General features: G+C 55.1%; 15 protein-coding genes. 11 read left to right on the forward strand and 4 right to left on the reverse strand.

All coding sequences use genetic code 11. From position 1 onward, the window contains the following. Positions 1–23 precede the first annotated feature (23 nt). Positions 24–1,067: a DUF1176 domain-containing protein gene (locus MRY16398_RS07370; protein ID WP_125124096.1), complete on the forward strand. Its 1,044-nt coding sequence runs from the start codon at positions 24–26 to the stop codon at positions 1,065–1,067. 189 nt (positions 1,068–1,256) lie between these two features. Here MRY16398_RS07370 and tkt read toward each other — a convergent pair whose 3' ends face one another. Beyond that, the gene (tkt, locus tag MRY16398_RS07375; RefSeq protein ID WP_079496185.1) at positions 1,257–3,245 is read right to left on the reverse strand and encodes a transketolase; all 1,989 of its coding nucleotides are present in this window, start codon (positions 3,243–3,245) and stop codon (positions 1,257–1,259) included. Between the two features lie 20 nt (positions 3,246–3,265). Continuing rightward, positions 3,266–4,216: a transaldolase gene (gene tal / locus MRY16398_RS07380; RefSeq protein ID WP_039079722.1), complete on the reverse strand. Its 951-nt coding sequence runs from the start codon at positions 4,214–4,216 to the stop codon at positions 3,266–3,268. Positions 4,217–4,498: 282 nt separating this feature from the next. Between tal and maeB the strand changes: the two genes are divergently transcribed. Continuing rightward, positions 4,499–6,778, forward strand: coding sequence for an NADP-dependent oxaloacetate-decarboxylating malate dehydrogenase (gene maeB, locus MRY16398_RS07385; RefSeq protein ID WP_071193722.1), 2,280 nt, complete (start codon positions 4,499–4,501; stop codon positions 6,776–6,778). 157 nt (positions 6,779–6,935) lie between these two features. Then, complete coding sequence (locus MRY16398_RS07390) at positions 6,936–8,111, forward strand: IS4 family transposase (protein ID WP_125124097.1); 1,176 nt, start codon at positions 6,936–6,938, stop codon at positions 8,109–8,111. Between the two features lie 509 nt (positions 8,112–8,620). Here the strand turns inward: MRY16398_RS07390 and hemF are convergent. Next, entirely contained in the window at positions 8,621–9,529 is a 909-nt protein-coding gene (hemF, locus tag MRY16398_RS07395; RefSeq protein WP_125124098.1) for an oxygen-dependent coproporphyrinogen oxidase, read from the reverse strand. Beyond that, positions 9,529–10,401 (reverse strand): N-acetylmuramoyl-L-alanine amidase AmiA, encoded by an 873-nt coding sequence (amiA, locus tag MRY16398_RS07400; RefSeq protein WP_071193720.1) that lies wholly within the window; start codon positions 10,399–10,401, stop codon positions 9,529–9,531. The genes hemF and amiA overlap by 1 nt, the downstream gene beginning before the upstream one ends. Positions 10,402–10,613: 212 nt before the next feature. Between amiA and MRY16398_RS07410 the strand changes: the two genes are divergently transcribed. The 8 genes from MRY16398_RS07410 to cysA all read left to right on the forward strand — a co-directional run bounded on the left by MRY16398_RS07410 (position 10,614) and on the right by cysA (position 17,099). Then, the gene (locus MRY16398_RS07410) at positions 10,614–11,039 is read left to right on the forward strand and encodes a GNAT family acetyltransferase (protein WP_039079726.1); all 426 of its coding nucleotides are present in this window, start codon (positions 10,614–10,616) and stop codon (positions 11,037–11,039) included. Beyond that, positions 11,026–11,475, forward strand: a complete 450-nt coding sequence (locus tag MRY16398_RS07415; RefSeq protein ID WP_125124099.1) for a DUF2919 domain-containing protein — start codon at positions 11,026–11,028, stop codon at positions 11,473–11,475. Before MRY16398_RS07410 ends, MRY16398_RS07415 begins: the two co-directional genes overlap by 14 nt. 62 nt (positions 11,476–11,537) lie before the next feature. Then, positions 11,538–12,113 (forward strand): RpoE-regulated lipoprotein, encoded by a 576-nt coding sequence (locus MRY16398_RS07420; protein ID WP_039079728.1) that lies wholly within the window; start codon positions 11,538–11,540, stop codon positions 12,111–12,113. Between the two features lie 92 nt (positions 12,114–12,205). Then, positions 12,206–13,105: a Dyp-type peroxidase gene (locus MRY16398_RS07425; protein ID WP_108700858.1), complete on the forward strand. Its 900-nt coding sequence runs from the start codon at positions 12,206–12,208 to the stop codon at positions 13,103–13,105. A 185-nt stretch (positions 13,106–13,290) separates the two neighbouring features. Beyond that, on the forward strand, positions 13,291–14,307 hold the full coding sequence (locus MRY16398_RS07430) for a sulfate ABC transporter substrate-binding protein (protein ID WP_039079730.1): 1,017 nt from the start codon (positions 13,291–13,293) through the stop codon (positions 14,305–14,307). Then, a complete protein-coding gene (gene cysT / locus MRY16398_RS07435; protein WP_039079731.1) occupies positions 14,307–15,140 on the forward strand; it encodes a sulfate/thiosulfate ABC transporter permease CysT in 834 nt (277 codons plus the stop codon). The genes MRY16398_RS07430 and cysT overlap by 1 nt, the downstream gene beginning before the upstream one ends. Continuing rightward, positions 15,140–16,015 carry a sulfate/thiosulfate ABC transporter permease CysW gene (gene cysW, locus MRY16398_RS07440; protein ID WP_039079732.1) on the forward strand — a complete coding sequence of 292 codons (876 nt, stop codon included), beginning with the start codon at positions 15,140–15,142 and terminating at the stop codon, positions 16,013–16,015. The genes cysT and cysW overlap by 1 nt, the downstream gene beginning before the upstream one ends. Continuing rightward, positions 16,005–17,099, forward strand: coding sequence for a sulfate/thiosulfate ABC transporter ATP-binding protein CysA (gene cysA, locus MRY16398_RS07445; protein ID WP_071193716.1), 1,095 nt, complete (start codon positions 16,005–16,007; stop codon positions 17,097–17,099). Before cysW ends, cysA begins: the two co-directional genes overlap by 11 nt. The last annotated feature ends 190 nt before the right edge of the window (positions 17,100–17,289 follow it).

Raw genomic sequence — 17,289 nt, forward strand, 5'->3', positions numbered from 1 at the left:
TCTCTTCCGGGGCTGTTTTATTCATGCGTTACCGCGTTTTGCTTGCTTTCATTCTGGGTGTGTGCCCGATGACCTTCCTGTGGGCTGCACCCGCGCAGCAGGCTTTTTCCGACTGGCAAGTAACCTGTAATAATCAAAATTTCTGCGTGGCACGAAATACGGGTGAGCACCATGGCCTCGTCATGACTCTGGGACGCAGTGCCGGGGCGCAGACCAGTGCTGCTTTGCGCATCGATCTGGGCGGCAAAGAACTTCCCCCCTTAAAAGAGGCGCCCATTGCGCCACGCCTGCGCCTGGACGACAAACCGCTCGGGCTGGTCGGTCAACGCTGGCAAATCACTCCCTGGCATTTAATGACCGATAACGCACAGACCATTACGGATTTTTTGCAAACTATTCAGGAAGCCCAGGCGATCACTTTGCAAGACGGGAAGGGGACGATTTCCCTGGTTGGCCTAAAAGCGGCATTGCTGTTTATTGATGCCCAGCAAAAACGCGTCGGTAGCGAAACGGCGTGGATCAAAAAAGGGGACGATCCACCGCTGAGTGTACCGCCGGCCCCGGCCCTTAAAGAAGTCGCGCTGACTGACGCCAGCCCCTCACCGTTAACGCAGCAAGAACTCAATGACTTACTGGATTATGGCAACTGGCGGATGAATAACAGCCAGTGCTCGCTTGACCCCATGCGCCGGGAGGTCCGGGTCACGGCGTTAACGGATGATAAAGCCCTGTTGATTATTGACTGCGAAGCAGGCGCGTACAACACGGTGGATTTAGCCTGGATGGTCTCGCGGGAAAAACCGTTCTCTTCACGCCCGCTACGCTTACACCTGCCATTTACCCCTTCGCGCGGCACCAACGAACTGGAATTGATGAACGCCAGGTTTGATGAGAAAACCCGCGAGTTGACGACGCTTGCCAAAGGTCGTGGGTTAGCGGATTGCGGCGTAATGACACGTTGGCGTTTTGATGGTCAGCGCTTTCGCCTGACGCGTTACGCCGAAGAGCCTGAATGTGATAACTGGCATGGACCAGATGCCTGGCCCACCCTGTGGATCACGCGTTAAAAAAGCAAAACGCCAACAAACGTTGGCGTTTTTAGTGTTTGCACCCTCTCCCCGTGGGCTGAGTAATGAATGACGCTCAGAGCCGCATTTTCCCCCTCACCCAGGCCCTCTCCCTCAAGGGAGAGGGGACCGTTCGTGCTCGCATTTTTGGTGGGGATCCCTCACCTCCGCGGGTGAGGCATCAGGCGTTTACAGCAGGCGCTTTGCCTTTTCGACAATATTCTCGACGGTGAAGCCGAAGTACGGGAAGAGCTTATCCGCAGGCGCGGATTCGCCGTAGCCAGTCATCCCGACAATCGCGCCTTTCAGCCCGACATATTTGTACCAGTAGTCGGCAATACCGGCTTCAACGGCAACGCGGGCGCTGACATCCGAAGGCAGGACCGACTCTCGGTATTGCTCATCCTGAGCATCAAAAATATCGGTTGAAGGCAGCGATACCACGCGGACTTTATGCCCCTCCTGAGTCAGTTTTTCCGCCGCTTTTACCGTGATTTCAACCTCAGAGCCGGTGGCGATCAGGATGATATCCGGCTTACCATCGGCATCTTTCAGGATATAACCGCCTTTGGCGATTGCTTTAACCTGCTCCGGTGTCCTGTCCATTTGCGCCAGGTTTTGTCGGGACAGAATTAAGGCCGTCGGGCCGGTGTGGCGTTCCACCGCCAGTTTCCAGCCAACCGCAGCTTCGACCTGATCGCAGGGGCGCCAGGTACTGAAATTCGGTGTCAGGCGCAGGCTGGCCAGTTGCTCCACCGCCTGGTGAGTTGGACCATCCTCCCCCAGACCGATAGAGTCATGGGTATAGACCATGATTTGTCGGGCTTTCATCAGCGCCGCCATACGTGCCGCGTTGCGCGCATACTCCACAAACATCAGGAAGGTGGCGGTGTACGGCACAAAGCCGCCGTGATGGGCGATGCCATTGGCGATGGCGGTCATCCCGAATTCACGCACGCCGTAGTGGATGTAATTCCCGGCTGGATCTTCTTTTAATGAGTGGGAGCCCGACCAGATCGTCAGGTTACTGGGGGCAAGGTCGGCGGAACCACCGAGCAGTTCCGGCAGGACCGGACCAATCGTATTCAGGGCATTTTGTGACGCTTTGCGGGTGGCAATTTTTGCCGGTTCCGCCTGCAGTTTCTCAATATACGCCTGGGTGGTTTGTTCCCAGTTTTCGGGCAGACCACCGCTCAGGCGACGTTTAAATTCCGCAGCCAGGTCCGGGTATGCCTTTTCATAGGCCGCAAATTTCTCCTTCCATGCCTGCTGCGCTTTCTCGCCGCTTTCGCGCGCGTCCCATGCTTTATAGATCTCTTTTGGGATCTCAAAAGCCGGGTATTTCCAGCCCAGTTTCTGACGGGTTAAGGCGACTTCTTCTTCCCCAAGTGCAGCGCCATGGGACTCTTCTTTCCCGGCCTTATTGGGGGAGCCGAAACCAATGACCGTGCGACAGATAATCAGTGACGGTTTATCTTTAACGCTTTGCGCTTCCAGAATGGCCTTTTTCACCGCCTCGGGATCGTGGCCGTCGATTTCATGTACCACATGCCAGTGGTAGGCCTCGAAACGTTTGGCCGTATCGTCGGTAAACCAGCCTTCAGTTTCGCCATCAATTGAGATGCCGTTGTGATCGTAAAAGCCGATCAGTTTGCCGAGCCCCAGGGTGCCCGCCAGCGAACTGACTTCATGCGAGATCCCCTCCATCAGACAGCCATCGCCCATAAACACATAGGTGTAGTGGTCGACAATCTCATGATCAGGGCGGTTGAACTGTGCGGCGAGCGTCCGTTCAGCAATCGCCAGCCCGACAGCGTTCGCCAGCCCCTGTCCAAGCGGACCGGTAGTGGTTTCGACGCCTGGTGTATAGCCAATCTCCGGGTGACCCGGGGTTTTCGAATGTAGCTGGCGGAAGTTTTTTAACTCATCCAGCGACAGGTCATAACCGCTTAAGTGCAGCAAGCTATAGAGCAGCATGGAGGCGTGTCCGTTAGACAGAATAAAGCGGTCACGGTCGTACCAGGTCGGGTCTGTCGGATTATGTTTTAAGAAGTCGTTCCACAGGACTTCGGCAATATCCGCCATCCCCATCGGGGCGCCAGGGTGGCCGGAATTCGCTTTTTGTACCGCATCCATACTCAGGGCGCGAATCGCATTGGCGAGCTCTTTACGAGACATAACTCTCTCCTTGCTAAGGGTTAAAATTTGGCGGCGATCAGATCTTCGAGTTTGCGCTGGTCAACGGCGAACTGGCGGATACCGTCCGACAGTTTCTCCACCGCCATTGCGTCCTGATTGTGCTCCCAGCGGAACTGCGCTTCGGTCAGAGGTTCAGGGCGCGGGAAGGTTTGCGACGGCGGAACCAATTTGCGTTCAACAACGCCTTCCTCGCCGTGCAGGGCTTTGAGCAGGTCGGGCGAAATAGTCAGTCTGTCGCAGCCTGCCAGCGCCAGGACCTGTTCCGTACGACGGAAGCTTGCGCCCATGACGATGGTCTCATAGCGATGCTGTTTAAAATAATCGTAGATATTCCGCACGGATTTCACGCCGGGGTCTTCATCCACCACGTACGGGTCCATGGGTTTACGTTGCTGATACCAGTCGTAGATACGTCCAACAAATGGAGAGATTAAAAATACCCCGGCTTCGGCACAGGCACGCGCCTGGGCGAAGGAGAACAACAGCGTCAGGTTGCACTTGATCCCCTCTTTTTCGAGGATTTCCGCCGCGCGGATCCCTTCCCAGGTTGAAGCCAGTTTGATCAGGATGCGTGATTTATCGATGCCTAACTCCTCATAGAGCTGCACCAGCTTGCGGGCTTTGGCGACGCTTTTTTCTTTATCGTAGGAGAGGCGGGCATCCACTTCGGTTGAAACACGTCCGGGGATACTTTTCAGAATTTCTTGACCGAAATTTACCGCCAGCTTGTCGCAGGCTTCTGCTACCTGCTGCTCCTGGGTTTTGCCGTGGCTTTTGCCATAGACAATTGCGTCTTCAATCAAGTGTTTAAAGTGGTCCAGCGCGGCTGCTTTCAGTAGTAGCGAGGGGTTGGTGGTTGCGTCTTCGGGTTGATAATGTCGAATGGACTCAATATCGCCGCTATCGGCTACCACGGTAGTGAACTGTTTGATGCCGTCTAAATAATTCATAGAAAAATACTCCTTAAAAAGCAAGGTGTTATAAGAATGATTTCGAGAGTGTTGTTATCGGAATCGTGTTGTGCATAACAAAAAAGCATAGCAGACGGGGAGTGTCTTGCTTTCAACGGGTTGTAACATTGGTGTTATGAATTGATAGCAATTTTTGTTATGGGTTGGTCAGAGTTTGGTTGTGTTCAAAGTTTGCGGGCGTGGCTGGGGGCATACTATGCGGCGCATCAGGACGGTTATCACGCTTCAATTATCTGAAAGATACGCGTTAAGGAACAGCAAATGGACGACCAACTCAAACAAAGTGCCCTCGATTTCCACGAGTTCCCGCATCCTGGGAAAATTCAGGTGTCTCCAACGAAGCCCCTGGCCACACAGCGCGATCTGGCGCTGGCTTACTCGCCGGGTGTTGCGGCTCCGTGTCTTGAAATCGAGAAAGATCCGCTGGCAGCTTACAAGTATACGGCGCGTGGCAACCTGGTTGCCGTCGTCTCAAACGGTACCGCCGTGCTTGGACTGGGTAACATTGGCGCCCTCGCCGGGAAGCCGGTGATGGAAGGCAAGGGCGTTCTGTTTAAGAAATTCGCCGGCATTGATGTATTTGATATCGAAGTCGACGAGCATGATCCGGACAAGCTGATCGATGTGGTGGCGGCGCTGGAGCCGACCTTCGGTGGCATCAACCTGGAAGATATCAAAGCGCCAGAGTGCTTCTATATTGAGGCAAAACTGCGCGAACGCATGAACATTCCCGTTTTTCACGATGACCAGCACGGGACGGCCATCATCAGTACCGCAGCCATTCTGAACGGCCTGCGCGTGGTAGAGAAAAATCTGTCTGACGTGCGTATGGTGGTCTCCGGAGCAGGGGCGGCGGCAATCGCCTGTATGAACCTGCTGGTGGCGCTGGGCATGCAGAAACACAACATTGTGGTATGCGACTCCAAAGGGGTTATCTACAAAGGCCGTGAAGCGAACATGGCGGAAACCAAAGCGGCTTATGCCGTGGAGGATGACGGCAAACGCACGCTGGCAGATGTGGTTGACGGCGCGGATATTTTCCTCGGCTGTTCCGGTCCGAAAGTGCTGACGCCGGAGATGGTCAAAAAAATGGCGCGTCAGCCGCTGATTCTGGCGCTGGCAAACCCGGAACCGGAAATTCTGCCGCCGCTGGCGAAAGAGGTTCGCCCGGATGCGATCATCTGTACTGGCCGTTCCGATTACCCTAACCAGGTCAACAACGTACTCTGCTTCCCGTTTATCTTCCGTGGTGCGCTGGATGTGGGTGCGACGGCGATTAACGAAGAGATGAAGCTGGCGGCGGTACATGCGATTGCCGAGCTGGCGCATGCCGAGCAGAGTGAGGTGGTGGCCTCCGCCTATGGCGATCAGGATCTGAGCTTTGGCCCGGATTATCTGATCCCGAAACCGTTCGATCCGCGTTTGATTGTGAAGATCGCCCCCGCGGTGGCAAAAGCGGCGATGGATTCCGGCGTCGCAACCCGTCCGATCGCTGATTTTGACGCCTATGTCGATAAGCTCACCGAGTTTGTCTACAAAACAAACCTGTTTATGAAGCCTATCTTCTCGCAGGCACGTAAAGAGCCAAAACGCGTTGTGTTGACCGAAGGGGAAGAGCCGCGCGTGCTGCATGCGACGCAGGAGCTGATCACTCTGGGGCTGGCGAAGCCGATTCTGGTGGGCCGTCCGGGCGTGATCGAAATGCGTATCCAAAAACTGGGGCTGCAAATTCGACCCAACGTTGACTTTGAGATCGTCAACAATGAATCGGATCCTCGCTTCAAAGAGTACTGGACCGAGTATTACAGCATCATGAAACGGCGCGGTATCTCTCAGGAACAGGCGCAGCGTGCGGTGATCAGCGATACCACGGTGATTGGCGCGATCATGGTTCACCGCGGTGAAGCGGATGCAATGATCTGCGGCACCATCGGTGATTATCATGAACACTTTAGCGTTGTGCAGGAGATCTTCGGCTATCGCGAAGGCGTGCATGCGGCCGGGGCGATGAACGCGTTGTTGCTGCCCAGCGGGAACACCTTTATCGCCGATACCTATGTGAATGAGAACCCCAGCGCTGAACAACTGGCGGAGATTACCTTGCTGGCGGCAGAAACTGTGCGCCGTTTTGGTATCGAGCCGAGAGTGGCGCTGTTATCCCATTCGCAGTTTGGTTCCTCGAAATCGCTGGCTGCGCTGAAAATGCGTGAAACGCTGGAGCTGGTGCGCGAGCGTGCACCCGAGCTGATGATTGACGGGGAGATGCACGGGGACGCCGCGCTGGTGGAGAGTATCCGCCATGAACGTATGCCGGACAGTCCGCTGAAAGGCTCGGCGAATATCCTGATTATGCCAAACGTTGAGGCTGCCCGTATTAGTTACAACTTACTACGGGTATCGAGCTCCGAGGGGGTGACGGTGGGGCCGGTGCTCATGGGCGTATCGAAACCGGTGCATGTCCTGACGCCTATCGCCTCCGTAAGGCGTATCGTTAACATGGTGGCGCTGGCGGTGGTAGAGGCGCAGACACAGCCGCTGTAAGCTGGTTGTCGGGATTTCCCGGATGCTGCGGCGTCTTTGTCCGGGCTACGACCGGTTTTCTCCCCCTCCCCCGGGGCTGAGGAATCCCCAGAAAAAGTGAAAGGCACGATGAAGTGTGATCTACTGGTTGCGCTAACAAATCAGAAGAGACCTCATCGTGCCTTTAAAGACAGTGTGCCAGAAATTCTTTTCCTCGTCTTTACGCGGGATTCATTCTTTCCGCATTAATGTCCTCACTTCCATGGCTGTTGCGCTCTGCAACGGTGCTGAACTCACCCTGACCAGTCTCGGACGCTCCCTTCCCGGTTCCGCTCACGTCAAAAATAAAATCAAACGGGTCGACCGTGCCCTCGGTAACTCCGCCCTTCACCGCGACCTTCCCCGTATCCAGATGCAGCTCACCCGTGCCATTACCTCCCTCATGCCGTTCTGCGTTATTGCTGTCGACTGGACCGGATGGCCTGATAAAAACTGGCATCTGCTGCGCGCAAGTCTGGTCTGTAACGGCCGCTCACTTCCGCTGATGAGCGAAGTCGTTCCGGCTGAACTCGCCCAGAACAGCAGGATACAGTGCGCCTTCCTCGACCGCCTCCATGCGGCTGTTCCGCCGGAAAAAGCGGTCACGATTATTACCGATGCCGGCTTTCGCACCGACTGGTTCCGTCACATCAGTCTGCTGGGCTGGTCCTTCGTCGGTCGGGTCAGAGGGCTCGTGTGCTTCCGGATGGACGGCGATACACGCTGGATGAAAATCAGCGACCTTCATGCCGGCGAATACCCGGTAAGAGTGGGTTATGGCGTCCTGGCCCGGAAACCCCGCACGCCCTGTTACGGTCACTTTTATCTGCAGAAACGCCCGGGAGCAGGCCGTCACGGCAAAGGGGGAATGCCAAAAACGCAGAGAGAGCATCGTCGCAGCGCACAGGAGCCGTGGCTGCTGTTCAGCAATGTGGCAGGTATGGAGCCAGCACAGATAATGACGCTGTACAGTCGCCGGATGCAGATAGAGCAGAACTTCCGGGATGAAAAAAGCCCGCGCTTCGGGTTCGGACTGAGGCTGAGCCGCAGCCAGGGCAATGGACGTCTGGCGGTACTGAGCGTCGTGGCGGCCATGGCGAGTCTGGTGATGTGGCTGGCAGGGTATCTGGCGGAGAAAAAGCAGCGCCACCTGCGCTATCAGGCAAACAGTATAAAAGACAAAAGGATCCTGTCTTATGTGAGGCTGGCGGTTGAGGTTCTGCGGCATGAGCCCGGAATACTAAGGCGGCTGAATATCGCTAATGCACTGAAAATGTTAGGTAAAGAGTACAGTAATATGGTCATGGTGAACTGACCATATTACTGGGGATCTCTCAGCCCCCGGGGAGAGGGTTGGGGTGAGGGGAATATGCGGCTCTGGAGGAGGGTTCCGTTCACCTTATGTTCATGGCGAAATGTCACCTCCGGACACGTGAACGGGTAAAGGGGAACACCGCGTTCCCCTTTACAATCCCCGCGGCCCCGCAAAGAAATCGGTGCTTCGCACTGCGTTCGCCTCCCGCCCCGCTGCCTGCGGTCGGTTTGACTCGAGTTACTCGCCCCATCCCTGGGGCTCGCCCTTCGGGCCAACGCGTTGCGTTGTTCAAAATCGTTCCGGACGATTTTGTCCTGTCTCGACAAACCTCAGTCCGCCATCCCTGGCGGCCTGCCCTTGTCATCGGGTCTTCGTCTCACCGATTTCAGCGGGGACTCAACCCCCTCGCTGCACGCTCTGCGCCAGGGGGGGCACATAGATGTCGCTGTGGTTGTCATGCGGGAAAACGAATCAGCCGTGGCTAAAAAGGTTGAAGACGTTCACAGTATCTACGCGGTAATCCAGTCCCGAGGTTTTATAAACGCACTTAAGGCAGCTTCCGGGCTGCCTTCTTCTGGCTGGTAGTTGTATTCCCAACGCACCAGTGGCGGCATCGACATTAAAATCGACTCTGTACGCCCGCCAGTTTGCAGGCCAAACAGCGTGCCGCGATCCCACACCAGATTAAACTCCACGTAACGTCCGCGACGATAGAGCTGAAACTCACGCTCACGCTCGCCCCATGGCATCCCCTTACGCCGCTCGACAATTGGCAGAAAGGCATCGGTATAACCTTTGCCCACGGCCTGCATAAAAGCGAAGCAGGTGTCAAAATCAGGTGTGTTCAAATCGTCGAAAAACAGTCCGCCAATCCCGCGCTGCTCGTTACGGTGCTTAAGATAGAAATAGTCATCGCACCACTTTTTATAGCGCGGATAGATCTCTTCCCCGAACGGCTGGCACAGGTCATGCGCCGTCTGGTGCCAGTGAATGGCATCTTCCTCGAAACCGTAGAATGGCGTCATATCAAAGCCGCCGCCAAACCACCAGACCGGGTCGGCGCCGGGTTTTTCAGCAATAAAAAAGCGCACATTGGCATGGCTGGTTGGCACATACGGGTTGCGCGGATGCACCACCAGTGAAACCCCCATGGCTTCGAAACTGCGCCCGGCCAGCTCAGGGCGATGCGCTGTTGCCGAAGCGGGCATAGCGCTGCCGGTGACATGAGAAAAGTTAACCCCCGCCTGCTCGAAAATCGCGCCATCACGCAAGACCCGGCTGCGACCGCCGCCGCCGGCATCGCGCTGCCAGTTATCTTCAACGAAAGCGGTGCCATCCAGCGCGGAAAGCTGTTGGCAAATGTCGTCCTGCAGTGACAGCAGAAAGGATTTTACATCATGGGTATCCGGTATGGTCATCAGCGTTTCTTCGAATGGGCCTTGTGATTATCGAACCAGTTAAAGTAACTGATAATACCGTCAGCAATCGCGTTGGCTATCTTTTGGCGAAATGCGGTGGTGCCAAGCAGCTTCTCTTCCTGCGGGTTGGTGATAAACGACGTTTCCACCAGTACCGAAGGGATTGACGGCGATTTCAGCACCACGAACGCCGCTTGTTCCGTATTCCGGCTGTGCAGGCGGTGCACCGGTTTAATCTGGCGCAGAATATGTGAGCCGAGCGTCAGGCTATTTTTGATGGTATCGGTCTGAACGAGATCAAACAGCACCTGCTGTAGCAAATGATCTTTATCTTTCGCTTTCTTACCCGCGAGATCATCGGCGGCGTTCTCGCGATCGGAGAGGTACTTCGCCATGGCGCTACTGGCCCCACGGTTGGACAACGCAAAGACCGATGCCCCTGCCGCGCTGGGATTGGTAAAACCGTCAGCATGAATGGACATAAACAGATCGGCTCCGTGCTGATGGGCAATCTCCACGCGGTCATAAAGCGGGATAAAGGTATCGCCGGTGCGCGTTAAGCGCGCGTCAATGCCCCGGTTACGCAGAATGGTGCGGACAATTTTGGCAATCGCCAGCACAACATGTTTCTCTTTCGAACCGTTGCCGCCTATTGCGCCGGTATCAATGCCGCCGTGGCCTGGATCCAGCATCACGATACGCCGTGAACCGGCTTTCTTTGCTTTCGGCTGGCTATGCCCATTGCTGGTTTTAAGGGTTGAATCGTCTTTTGCGATGGCCCGCGACATGCCTGAGAGCGTTAAAGCGGCAAGGCCGGCTTTCAGAACCTGACGACGCGAGGTGAATATTTTTAAGGGTTTGAAAGTGCTCATACAGCCTGTTCTTTTTATCCGTAGTCCCTGGAGTTATATCGTATTGGGTTTGCCGTTACGACAGTCCTTACTAAGAAATGTTTTACTTTTCATTTCAATACGTGACAGAGTGACATTATGCCATTTTCCTGCTGCGATTTCGCCGCATATTGGCTACGGCGGCTGGTCGCGCGATAATCTCTCTTTGACCGTAAAAAAGGGCAGGTAACACCATGGAAATACGTGTTTTTCGCCAGGAAGACTTCGAAGAAGTGATCACCCTGTGGGAGCGCTGCGAACTGCTGCGCCCGTGGAACGATCCGGAAATGGACATCGAACGTAAGATTAATCACGACGTCAGCCTGTTCCTGGTCGCCGAGGTCAACGGTGAAGTCGTCGGCACCGTGATGGGGGGCTATGACGGACACCGTGGTTCAGCCTACTACCTGGGGGTTCATCCGGAATTTCGTGGTCGTGGTATTGCCAACGCGTTATTAAGCCGCCTGGAGAAAAAGCTGATTGCTCGCGGCTGTCCCAAAATCAACATCATGGTACGTGAAGACAATGACGTGGTTTTGGGAATGTATGAACGCCTGGGCTATGAGCATTCAGACTCGCTAAGTTTAGGTAAGCGCCTGATAGAAGATGAAGAATATTGAGTTAACGCCTGCTGATTTTGACAGCCATGGCCGTTTGCGGCTGCCGTTTTTATTCTGGTGTGTATTGTTATTACAGGCGCGAACCTGGGTTTTATTTGTGATTGCGGCAGCGTCGCGGGGGCAGGGCGATGCGCTGTTGACCTTGTTTTATCCCGATCATGATACTTTCTGGCTGGGCCTGTTGCCCGGTGTCCCGGCCGTTTTCTCGTTTTTACTGAGTGGCCGCAGGCACCTCTTGCCGCGTCTCTGGCGTCTGATGCGTCTGTTGCTGATTCTCGCGCAGGCCACGTTATTACTCTGGCAGCCGCTGCTATGGTTGTACGGAGAGGCTATCACTGGCGTGGGGCTGGGGCTTGTCGTGGCTGATATCATAGCGCTGGTGTGGCTGCTGAGTAATCCGCGCTGTCAGGCCTGTTTTCACCCGGATCATCATTAACGGGCACTTTTTACTGTTCCGGCACTCCAATAGCCGTCAAGTTAACAAGAAAGGATGTAAAGATGAAATCCCTGCGTATAAGCGTCTGCGCGCTGGCACTGGCACTGTCCGGTTGTTCAACGCTCTCTTCGGTCAACTGGTCTGCAGCCTTGCCCTGGAACTGGTTTGGCTCATCCATCGAGGTGAGTGAACAGGGCGTCGGGGGGATCGCAGCGACTACTGCGCTTGATGAAAAAGCGATCAACGATGCGCTGAACGGCAATTATCACTTGCGCAGCGGGATGAAAACCGAGAAAGGCAAAATCGTCCGTTACTTTGAAGCATTGAAAGATGACAAAGTGGCGCTGGTGGTGAACGGCGAGAACGGGACCGTAAGCCAGGTGGATGTCCTCGACAGCAGCATTGAAACGGCTAATGGGGTTAAAACCGGCACCGCGTTTAGTGGGCTTTACGATAAAGCTTTTGGTAACTGTGTTGCTGCAACGGGTGACGATGCCAAAGGCGTTGAGTGTAAGGCACCGGGCAGTGCGCATATTAGCTATGTGTTCACCGGCAACTGGAATGGGCCAGAAGGGTTAATGCCGTCTGACGATGCGCTCAAGGCCTGGACATTGCACAAAATTATCTGGCGCCGCTAATTTGATCCTACGCGCCGCGTCCTGAACAAAAAACGGGTACAATACGCCCATCAATGCCACGGTTGCGTGGCATCTTTTTTTCAGGAGGAATGATGTCTCAGGTTCAGAGCGGCATATTGCCAGAACATTGCCGTGCGGCGATTTGGATTGAAGCGAATGTAGTGGGTGACAAAAACGCCCTGCGTGAAGGCTGCCGGGTGTTTATCGACAAACTGGCGACCCTGCAGGCGAAATTCCCCGATGCGGCTCTCGGCGCAGTTGTTGCCTTTGGGCATGATATCTGGCGTGAGCTGAGCGGCGGCGAAGGCGCGCAAGAGCTGAAGAATTTTACACCGCTGGGTAAAGGTCTGGCGCCTGCCACACAGTTCGACGTGCTTATCCATATCCTCTCTGTGCGTCACGACGTCAATTTCTCCGTCGCGCAGGCGGCGCTGGCCGCGTTTGGCGACACCCTTGACGTGAAAGAAGAGACTCACGGTTTCCGCTGGGTTGAAGACCGCGATCTGAGTGGCTTCGTTGATGGGACTGAAAACCCGGCCGGCGATGCAATTCGTCGCGATGTCGCCGTCATCAAAGACGGTGTGGATGCAGGCGGCAGCTATGTGCTGGTACAGCGCTGGGAACACAACCTCAAACAGCTTAATCGCATGAGCGTGGGCGATCAGGAGATGATGATTGGCCGCACCAAAGAGGCGAACGAAGAGATTGATGGTGATGATCGTCCGGTTACTTCGCATCTGACCCGCGTCGATTTAAAAGAAGACGGCAAGGGTTTGAAAATTGTACGTCAGAGCCTGCCATACGGCACTGCCAGCGGAACGCATGGCCTCTATTTCTGTGCCTACTGCGCGCGCTTATATAACATTGAGCAGCAATTACTGAGTATGTTTGGCGACGCTGACGGTAAACGTGATGCGATGTTGCGCTTCACCAAACCGGTAACCGGCGGCTACTACTTCGCCCCTTCTGTAGAACGTTTGCTGTCGCTGTAATTTCTTCACCCTCCCTCTGTTGCTCACCGGAATGCGGGTAGCGTGGGGGGAGGGCAATTTACCCCGCATTGCTTATTCCCTTTTCAACTTCCAAAGCACCAAACGGTATATAAAACCGTTACTGGTTTCATACGCGTTATAAATAAACTGATGCTTGTATCGTCATCATCTTATAAGGGTGCGCAATGGCCGTTAACTTACTGAAAAAAGGATATCTGACGCTGGCAGCGATGACCTTACTGGTCTCCCAGGCACAGGCAACGGAGTTGTTAAACAGTTCCTATGATGTCTCTCGCGAGCTGTTTGCCGCCCTGAATACCCCGTTTGAGCAGCAATGGGCGAAGGATAACGCGGGCGACACGCTGACGATTAAACAGTCTCACGCGGGTTCCTCTAAGCAGGCGCTGGCCATTTTACAGGGCCTGAAAGCCGACGTCGTCACCTACAATCAGGTAACTGACGTGCAGATCCTGCATGACAAAGGCAACCTGATCCCGGCGGACTGGCAGAGCCGTTTGCCGAACAATAGCTCACCGTTTTACTCCACCATGGGTTTCCTGGTGCGCAAGGGCAACCCGAAAAACATCCACGACTGGAGCGATCTGGTGCGTCCGGATGTGAAGCTGATTTTCCCGAACCCGAAAACGTCCGGTAACGCCCGCTATACCTATTTAGGCGCCTGGGGCGCGGCGGACAAGGCGGACGGCGGCGATAAAGCCAAAACTGAACAGTTCATGACCCAGTTTCTGAAAAACGTCGAAGTGTTTGACACCGGCGGCCGTGGCGCGACCACCACCTTTGCCGAACGTGGCCTGGGTGATGTGCTGATAAGCTTTGAATCGGAAGTAAACAACATTCGTAAGCAATATGAAGATCAGGGCTTTGAGGTTGTGATTCCGAAGACCAACATTCTGGCGGAATTCCCGGTGGCGTGGGTCGACAAAAACGTCGAAGCGAATGGTACTGAGAAGGCCGCGAAAGCCTACCTTAACTATCTTTACAGCCCGCAGGCACAGACTATTATCACGGACTTCTACTACCGCGTGAATAACCCGCAGGTGATGGACAAACTGAAAGATAAATTCCCGCAGACTGAGCTATTCCGCGTGGAAGACAAATTTGGCAGTTGGCCTGATGTGATGAAAACACATTTCGCCAGCGGCGGTGAGTTAGACAAACTGTTGGCGGCGGGGCGTAAGTAATGTTTGCAGTCTCCTCCAGACGTGTGCTGCCCGGTTTTACCTTAAGTCTCGGGACCAGCCTGCTGTTCGTCTGTCTGATTTTGCTGTTGCCCTTAAGCGCGCTGGTGATGCAACTGGCGCAAATGAGCTGGTCGCAGTACTGGGAGGTCGTCTCTAATCCGCAGGTGGTGGCCGCCTACAAAGTGACGCTCCTGTCGGCATTCGTGGCATCGCTTTTTAACGGCGTGTTTGGCCTGCTGATGGCATGGATCTTGACCCGTTACCGCTTTCCGGGACGCACGCTGCTGGATGCGCTGATGGACTTACCGTTCGCGTTGCCCACGGCCGTTGCGGGCCTGACGCTGGCTTCGCTGTTTTCAGTCAATGGCTTTTACGGCGAGTGGCTAGCGAAGTTCGATATCAAAGTGACCTATACCTGGCTCGGTATCGCGGTGGCGATGTCTTTCACCAGCATCCCTTTTGTGGTGCGTACCGTCCAGCCCGTTCTGGAAGAGCTGGGTCCGGAGTACGAAGAGGCGGCTGAAACGCTCGGGGCAACCCGTTGGCAGAGTTTTAGCAAGGTTGTGTTGCCGGAGCTTTCCCCTGCGCTGTTAGCGGGCGTGGCGCTCTCTTTTACCCGTAGCCTTGGTGAATTTGGCGCGGTGATTTTTATCGCCGGGAACATTGCGTGGAAAACCGAAGTGACCTCGCTGATGATTTTTGTGCGCCTGCAGGAGTTTGATTACCCGGCGGCCAGTGCGATTGCGTCTGTGATTCTGGCGGCCTCGCTGCTGTTGCTGTTTTCCATCAATACGCTGCAAAGTCGTTTTGGTCGACGTGTGGTAGGTCACTAATGGCGGAAGTTACTGAATTGAAACGCTATGACAGCCCCCGCATCAACTGGGGGAAATGGTTTCTGATTGGCACCGGGATGGTAGTCTCTGCCTTCATTCTCGTGGTGCCGATGGTCTACATTTTTGTGCATGCCTTTAGCAAAGGGCTGCTCCCGGTATTACAGAATCTCGCCGATCCAGACATGCTGCACGCCATCTGGCTCACGGTACTGGTTGCGTTAATTTCGGTTCCGGTGAACCTGGTGTTCGGTACATTACTGGCCTGGCTGGTGACGCGCTTTGATTTTCCCGGGCGCCAGTTGCTGCTTACGCTGCTCGATATTCCGTTCGCGGTTTCACCGGTGGTGGCAGGTCTTGTGTATCTGCTCTTTTATGGCTCCAATGGTCCGCTGGGGCCGTGGCTTGAAGCTCATAACCTGCAAATCATGTTTGCCTGGCCGGGCATGGTCCTGGTGACTATCTTCGTCACCTGTCCGTTTGTGGTGCGCGAACTGGTGCCTGTCATGCTGAGTCAGGGCAGCCAGGAAGATGAGGCCGCGGTTCTGCTAGGCGCGTCAGGCTGGCAGATGTTTAAGCGTGTAACGTTGCCAAACATCCGCTGGGCGCTGCTCTATGGCGTGGTGCTGACCAATGCGCGCGCTATCGGTGAGTTTGGCGCGGTATCGGTGGTGTCAGGTTCGATCCGTGGCGAGACGCTCACGCTGCCGCTGCAAATTGAATTACTCGAGCAGGATTACAATGCGGTGGGGTCATTTACCGCAGCCGCCCTGCTGACATTGATGGCTATTTTGACGTTGTTTTTAAAGAGTGCGCTGCAATGGCGTTTAAACAATCAAGAAAAACGCGCGCAGCAGGAGGGAAATCATGAGCATTGAGATTGCCAATATTAAGAAGTCGTTTGGTCGCACCCAGGTGCTGAATGATATCTCGCTGGATATCCCTTCGGGTCAAATGGTCGCGCTGCTGGGGCCATCGGGTTCCGGGAAAACCACGCTGCTGCGCATTATTGCGGGTCTGGAGCACCAGACCAGCGGGCGTATTCGTTTTCACGGTACCGATGTCAGCCGCATTCACGCGCGCGAGCGCAAAGTGGGGTTTGTGTTCCAGCATTACGCACTCTTCCGCCATATGACCGTGTTCGACAATATCGCGTTCGGTCTGACCGTACTGCCGAAGCGCGAGCGCCCGGATTCCGCAACCATTAAAGCGAAAGTTACCCGCCTGCTGGAAATGGTCCAGTTGGCCCATCTGGCGGATCGTTTTCCGGCCCAGCTTTCCGGCGGGCAGAAACAGCGCGTCGCGTTAGCGCGTGCACTGGCGGTAGAGCCACAGATTCTGCTGCTTGATGAGCCTTTCGGCGCGCTGGATGCGCAGGTGCGTAAAGAACTGCGTCGCTGGCTGCGTCAGCTCCACGAAGAGCTTAAATTTACCAGCGTCTTTGTGACTCACGATCAGGAAGAAGCGATGGAAGTCGCGGATCGCGTGGTGGTGATGAGCCAGGGGAATATCGAACAGGCCGATGCGCCTAATCAGGTGTGGCGCGAGCCTGCTACCCGCTTCGTGCTGGAATTTATGGGTGAAGTTAACCGTCTGAAAGGCACCATCAGCGGCGGGCAGTTCCATGTGGGGGCGCACCGCTGGCCGCTGGGTTATACACCAGCGCAGCAGGGTGAGGTCGATCTGTTCCTGCGTCCGTGGGAAGTCGACATCAGCCGTCGCACCAGCCTTGATTCACCACTGCCGGTACAGGTTCTCGAAGCTACCCCTAAAGGTCATTACACCCAACTGGTGGTACAGCCGCTGGGCTGGCATAACGAGCCCTTGAGCGTGGTACTGACCGGGAATGACGCGCCAGAGCGCGGCGATCGCCTGTTTGTCGGTTTACAGAAGGCACGCCTCTACGCAGGTAATGAGCGGATTGAAAACCGCGAGGAGCTTGCTCTCGCAGAATCTGCCTGATAGGTTATTGCATCAGAAATTGTTGCCGGGTGGCGCTGCGCTTACCCGGCCTACACGGTAAATGCAAAGCAACCCTCGGGCTGTTTATAGTATTTGCACCCTCTCCCACAGGAAGAGGGTTGAGGTGAGTGCATCAGAACGCACTTGCCCGTAGGCCCGGTAAGCGAATGCGCGACCGGGCTTTTTTATT

This window comes from Phytobacter sp. MRY16-398 (genome assembly GCF_003925915.1).
Lineage (GTDB): Bacteria > Pseudomonadota > Gammaproteobacteria > Enterobacterales > Enterobacteriaceae > Phytobacter > Phytobacter diazotrophicus.

Excerpts from the sequence above, each read along its gene's own strand:
- MRY16398_RS07420 (WP_039079728.1), top strand. The coding sequence starts at position 11,538 with ATGAAATCCCTGCGTATAAGCGTCTGCGCGCTGGCACTGGCACTGTCC.
- MRY16398_RS07370 (WP_125124096.1), top strand. The coding sequence starts at position 24 with ATGCGTTACCGCGTTTTGCTTGCTTTCATTCTGGGTGTGTGCCCGATG.
- cysA (WP_071193716.1), top strand. The coding sequence starts at position 16,005 with ATGAGCATTGAGATTGCCAATATTAAGAAGTCGTTTGGTCGCACCCAG.
- maeB (WP_071193722.1), top strand. The coding sequence starts at position 4,499 with ATGGACGACCAACTCAAACAAAGTGCCCTCGATTTCCACGAGTTCCCG.
- hemF (WP_125124098.1), bottom strand. The coding sequence starts at position 9,529 with ATGACCATACCGGATACCCATGATGTAAAATCCTTTCTGCTGTCACTG.
- tkt (WP_079496185.1), bottom strand. The coding sequence starts at position 3,245 with ATGTCTCGTAAAGAGCTCGCCAATGCGATTCGCGCCCTGAGTATGGAT.
- MRY16398_RS07425 (WP_108700858.1), top strand. The coding sequence starts at position 12,206 with ATGTCTCAGGTTCAGAGCGGCATATTGCCAGAACATTGCCGTGCGGCG.
- MRY16398_RS07410 (WP_039079726.1), top strand. The coding sequence starts at position 10,614 with ATGGAAATACGTGTTTTTCGCCAGGAAGACTTCGAAGAAGTGATCACC.
- cysW (WP_039079732.1), top strand. The coding sequence starts at position 15,140 with ATGGCGGAAGTTACTGAATTGAAACGCTATGACAGCCCCCGCATCAAC.
- MRY16398_RS07430 (WP_039079730.1), top strand. The coding sequence starts at position 13,291 with ATGGCCGTTAACTTACTGAAAAAAGGATATCTGACGCTGGCAGCGATG.
- MRY16398_RS07415 (WP_125124099.1), top strand. The coding sequence starts at position 11,026 with ATGAAGAATATTGAGTTAACGCCTGCTGATTTTGACAGCCATGGCCGT.
- cysT (WP_039079731.1), top strand. The coding sequence starts at position 14,307 with ATGTTTGCAGTCTCCTCCAGACGTGTGCTGCCCGGTTTTACCTTAAGT.
- tal (WP_039079722.1), bottom strand. The coding sequence starts at position 4,216 with ATGAATTATTTAGACGGCATCAAACAGTTCACTACCGTGGTAGCCGAT.
- amiA (WP_071193720.1), bottom strand. The coding sequence starts at position 10,401 with ATGAGCACTTTCAAACCCTTAAAAATATTCACCTCGCGTCGTCAGGTT.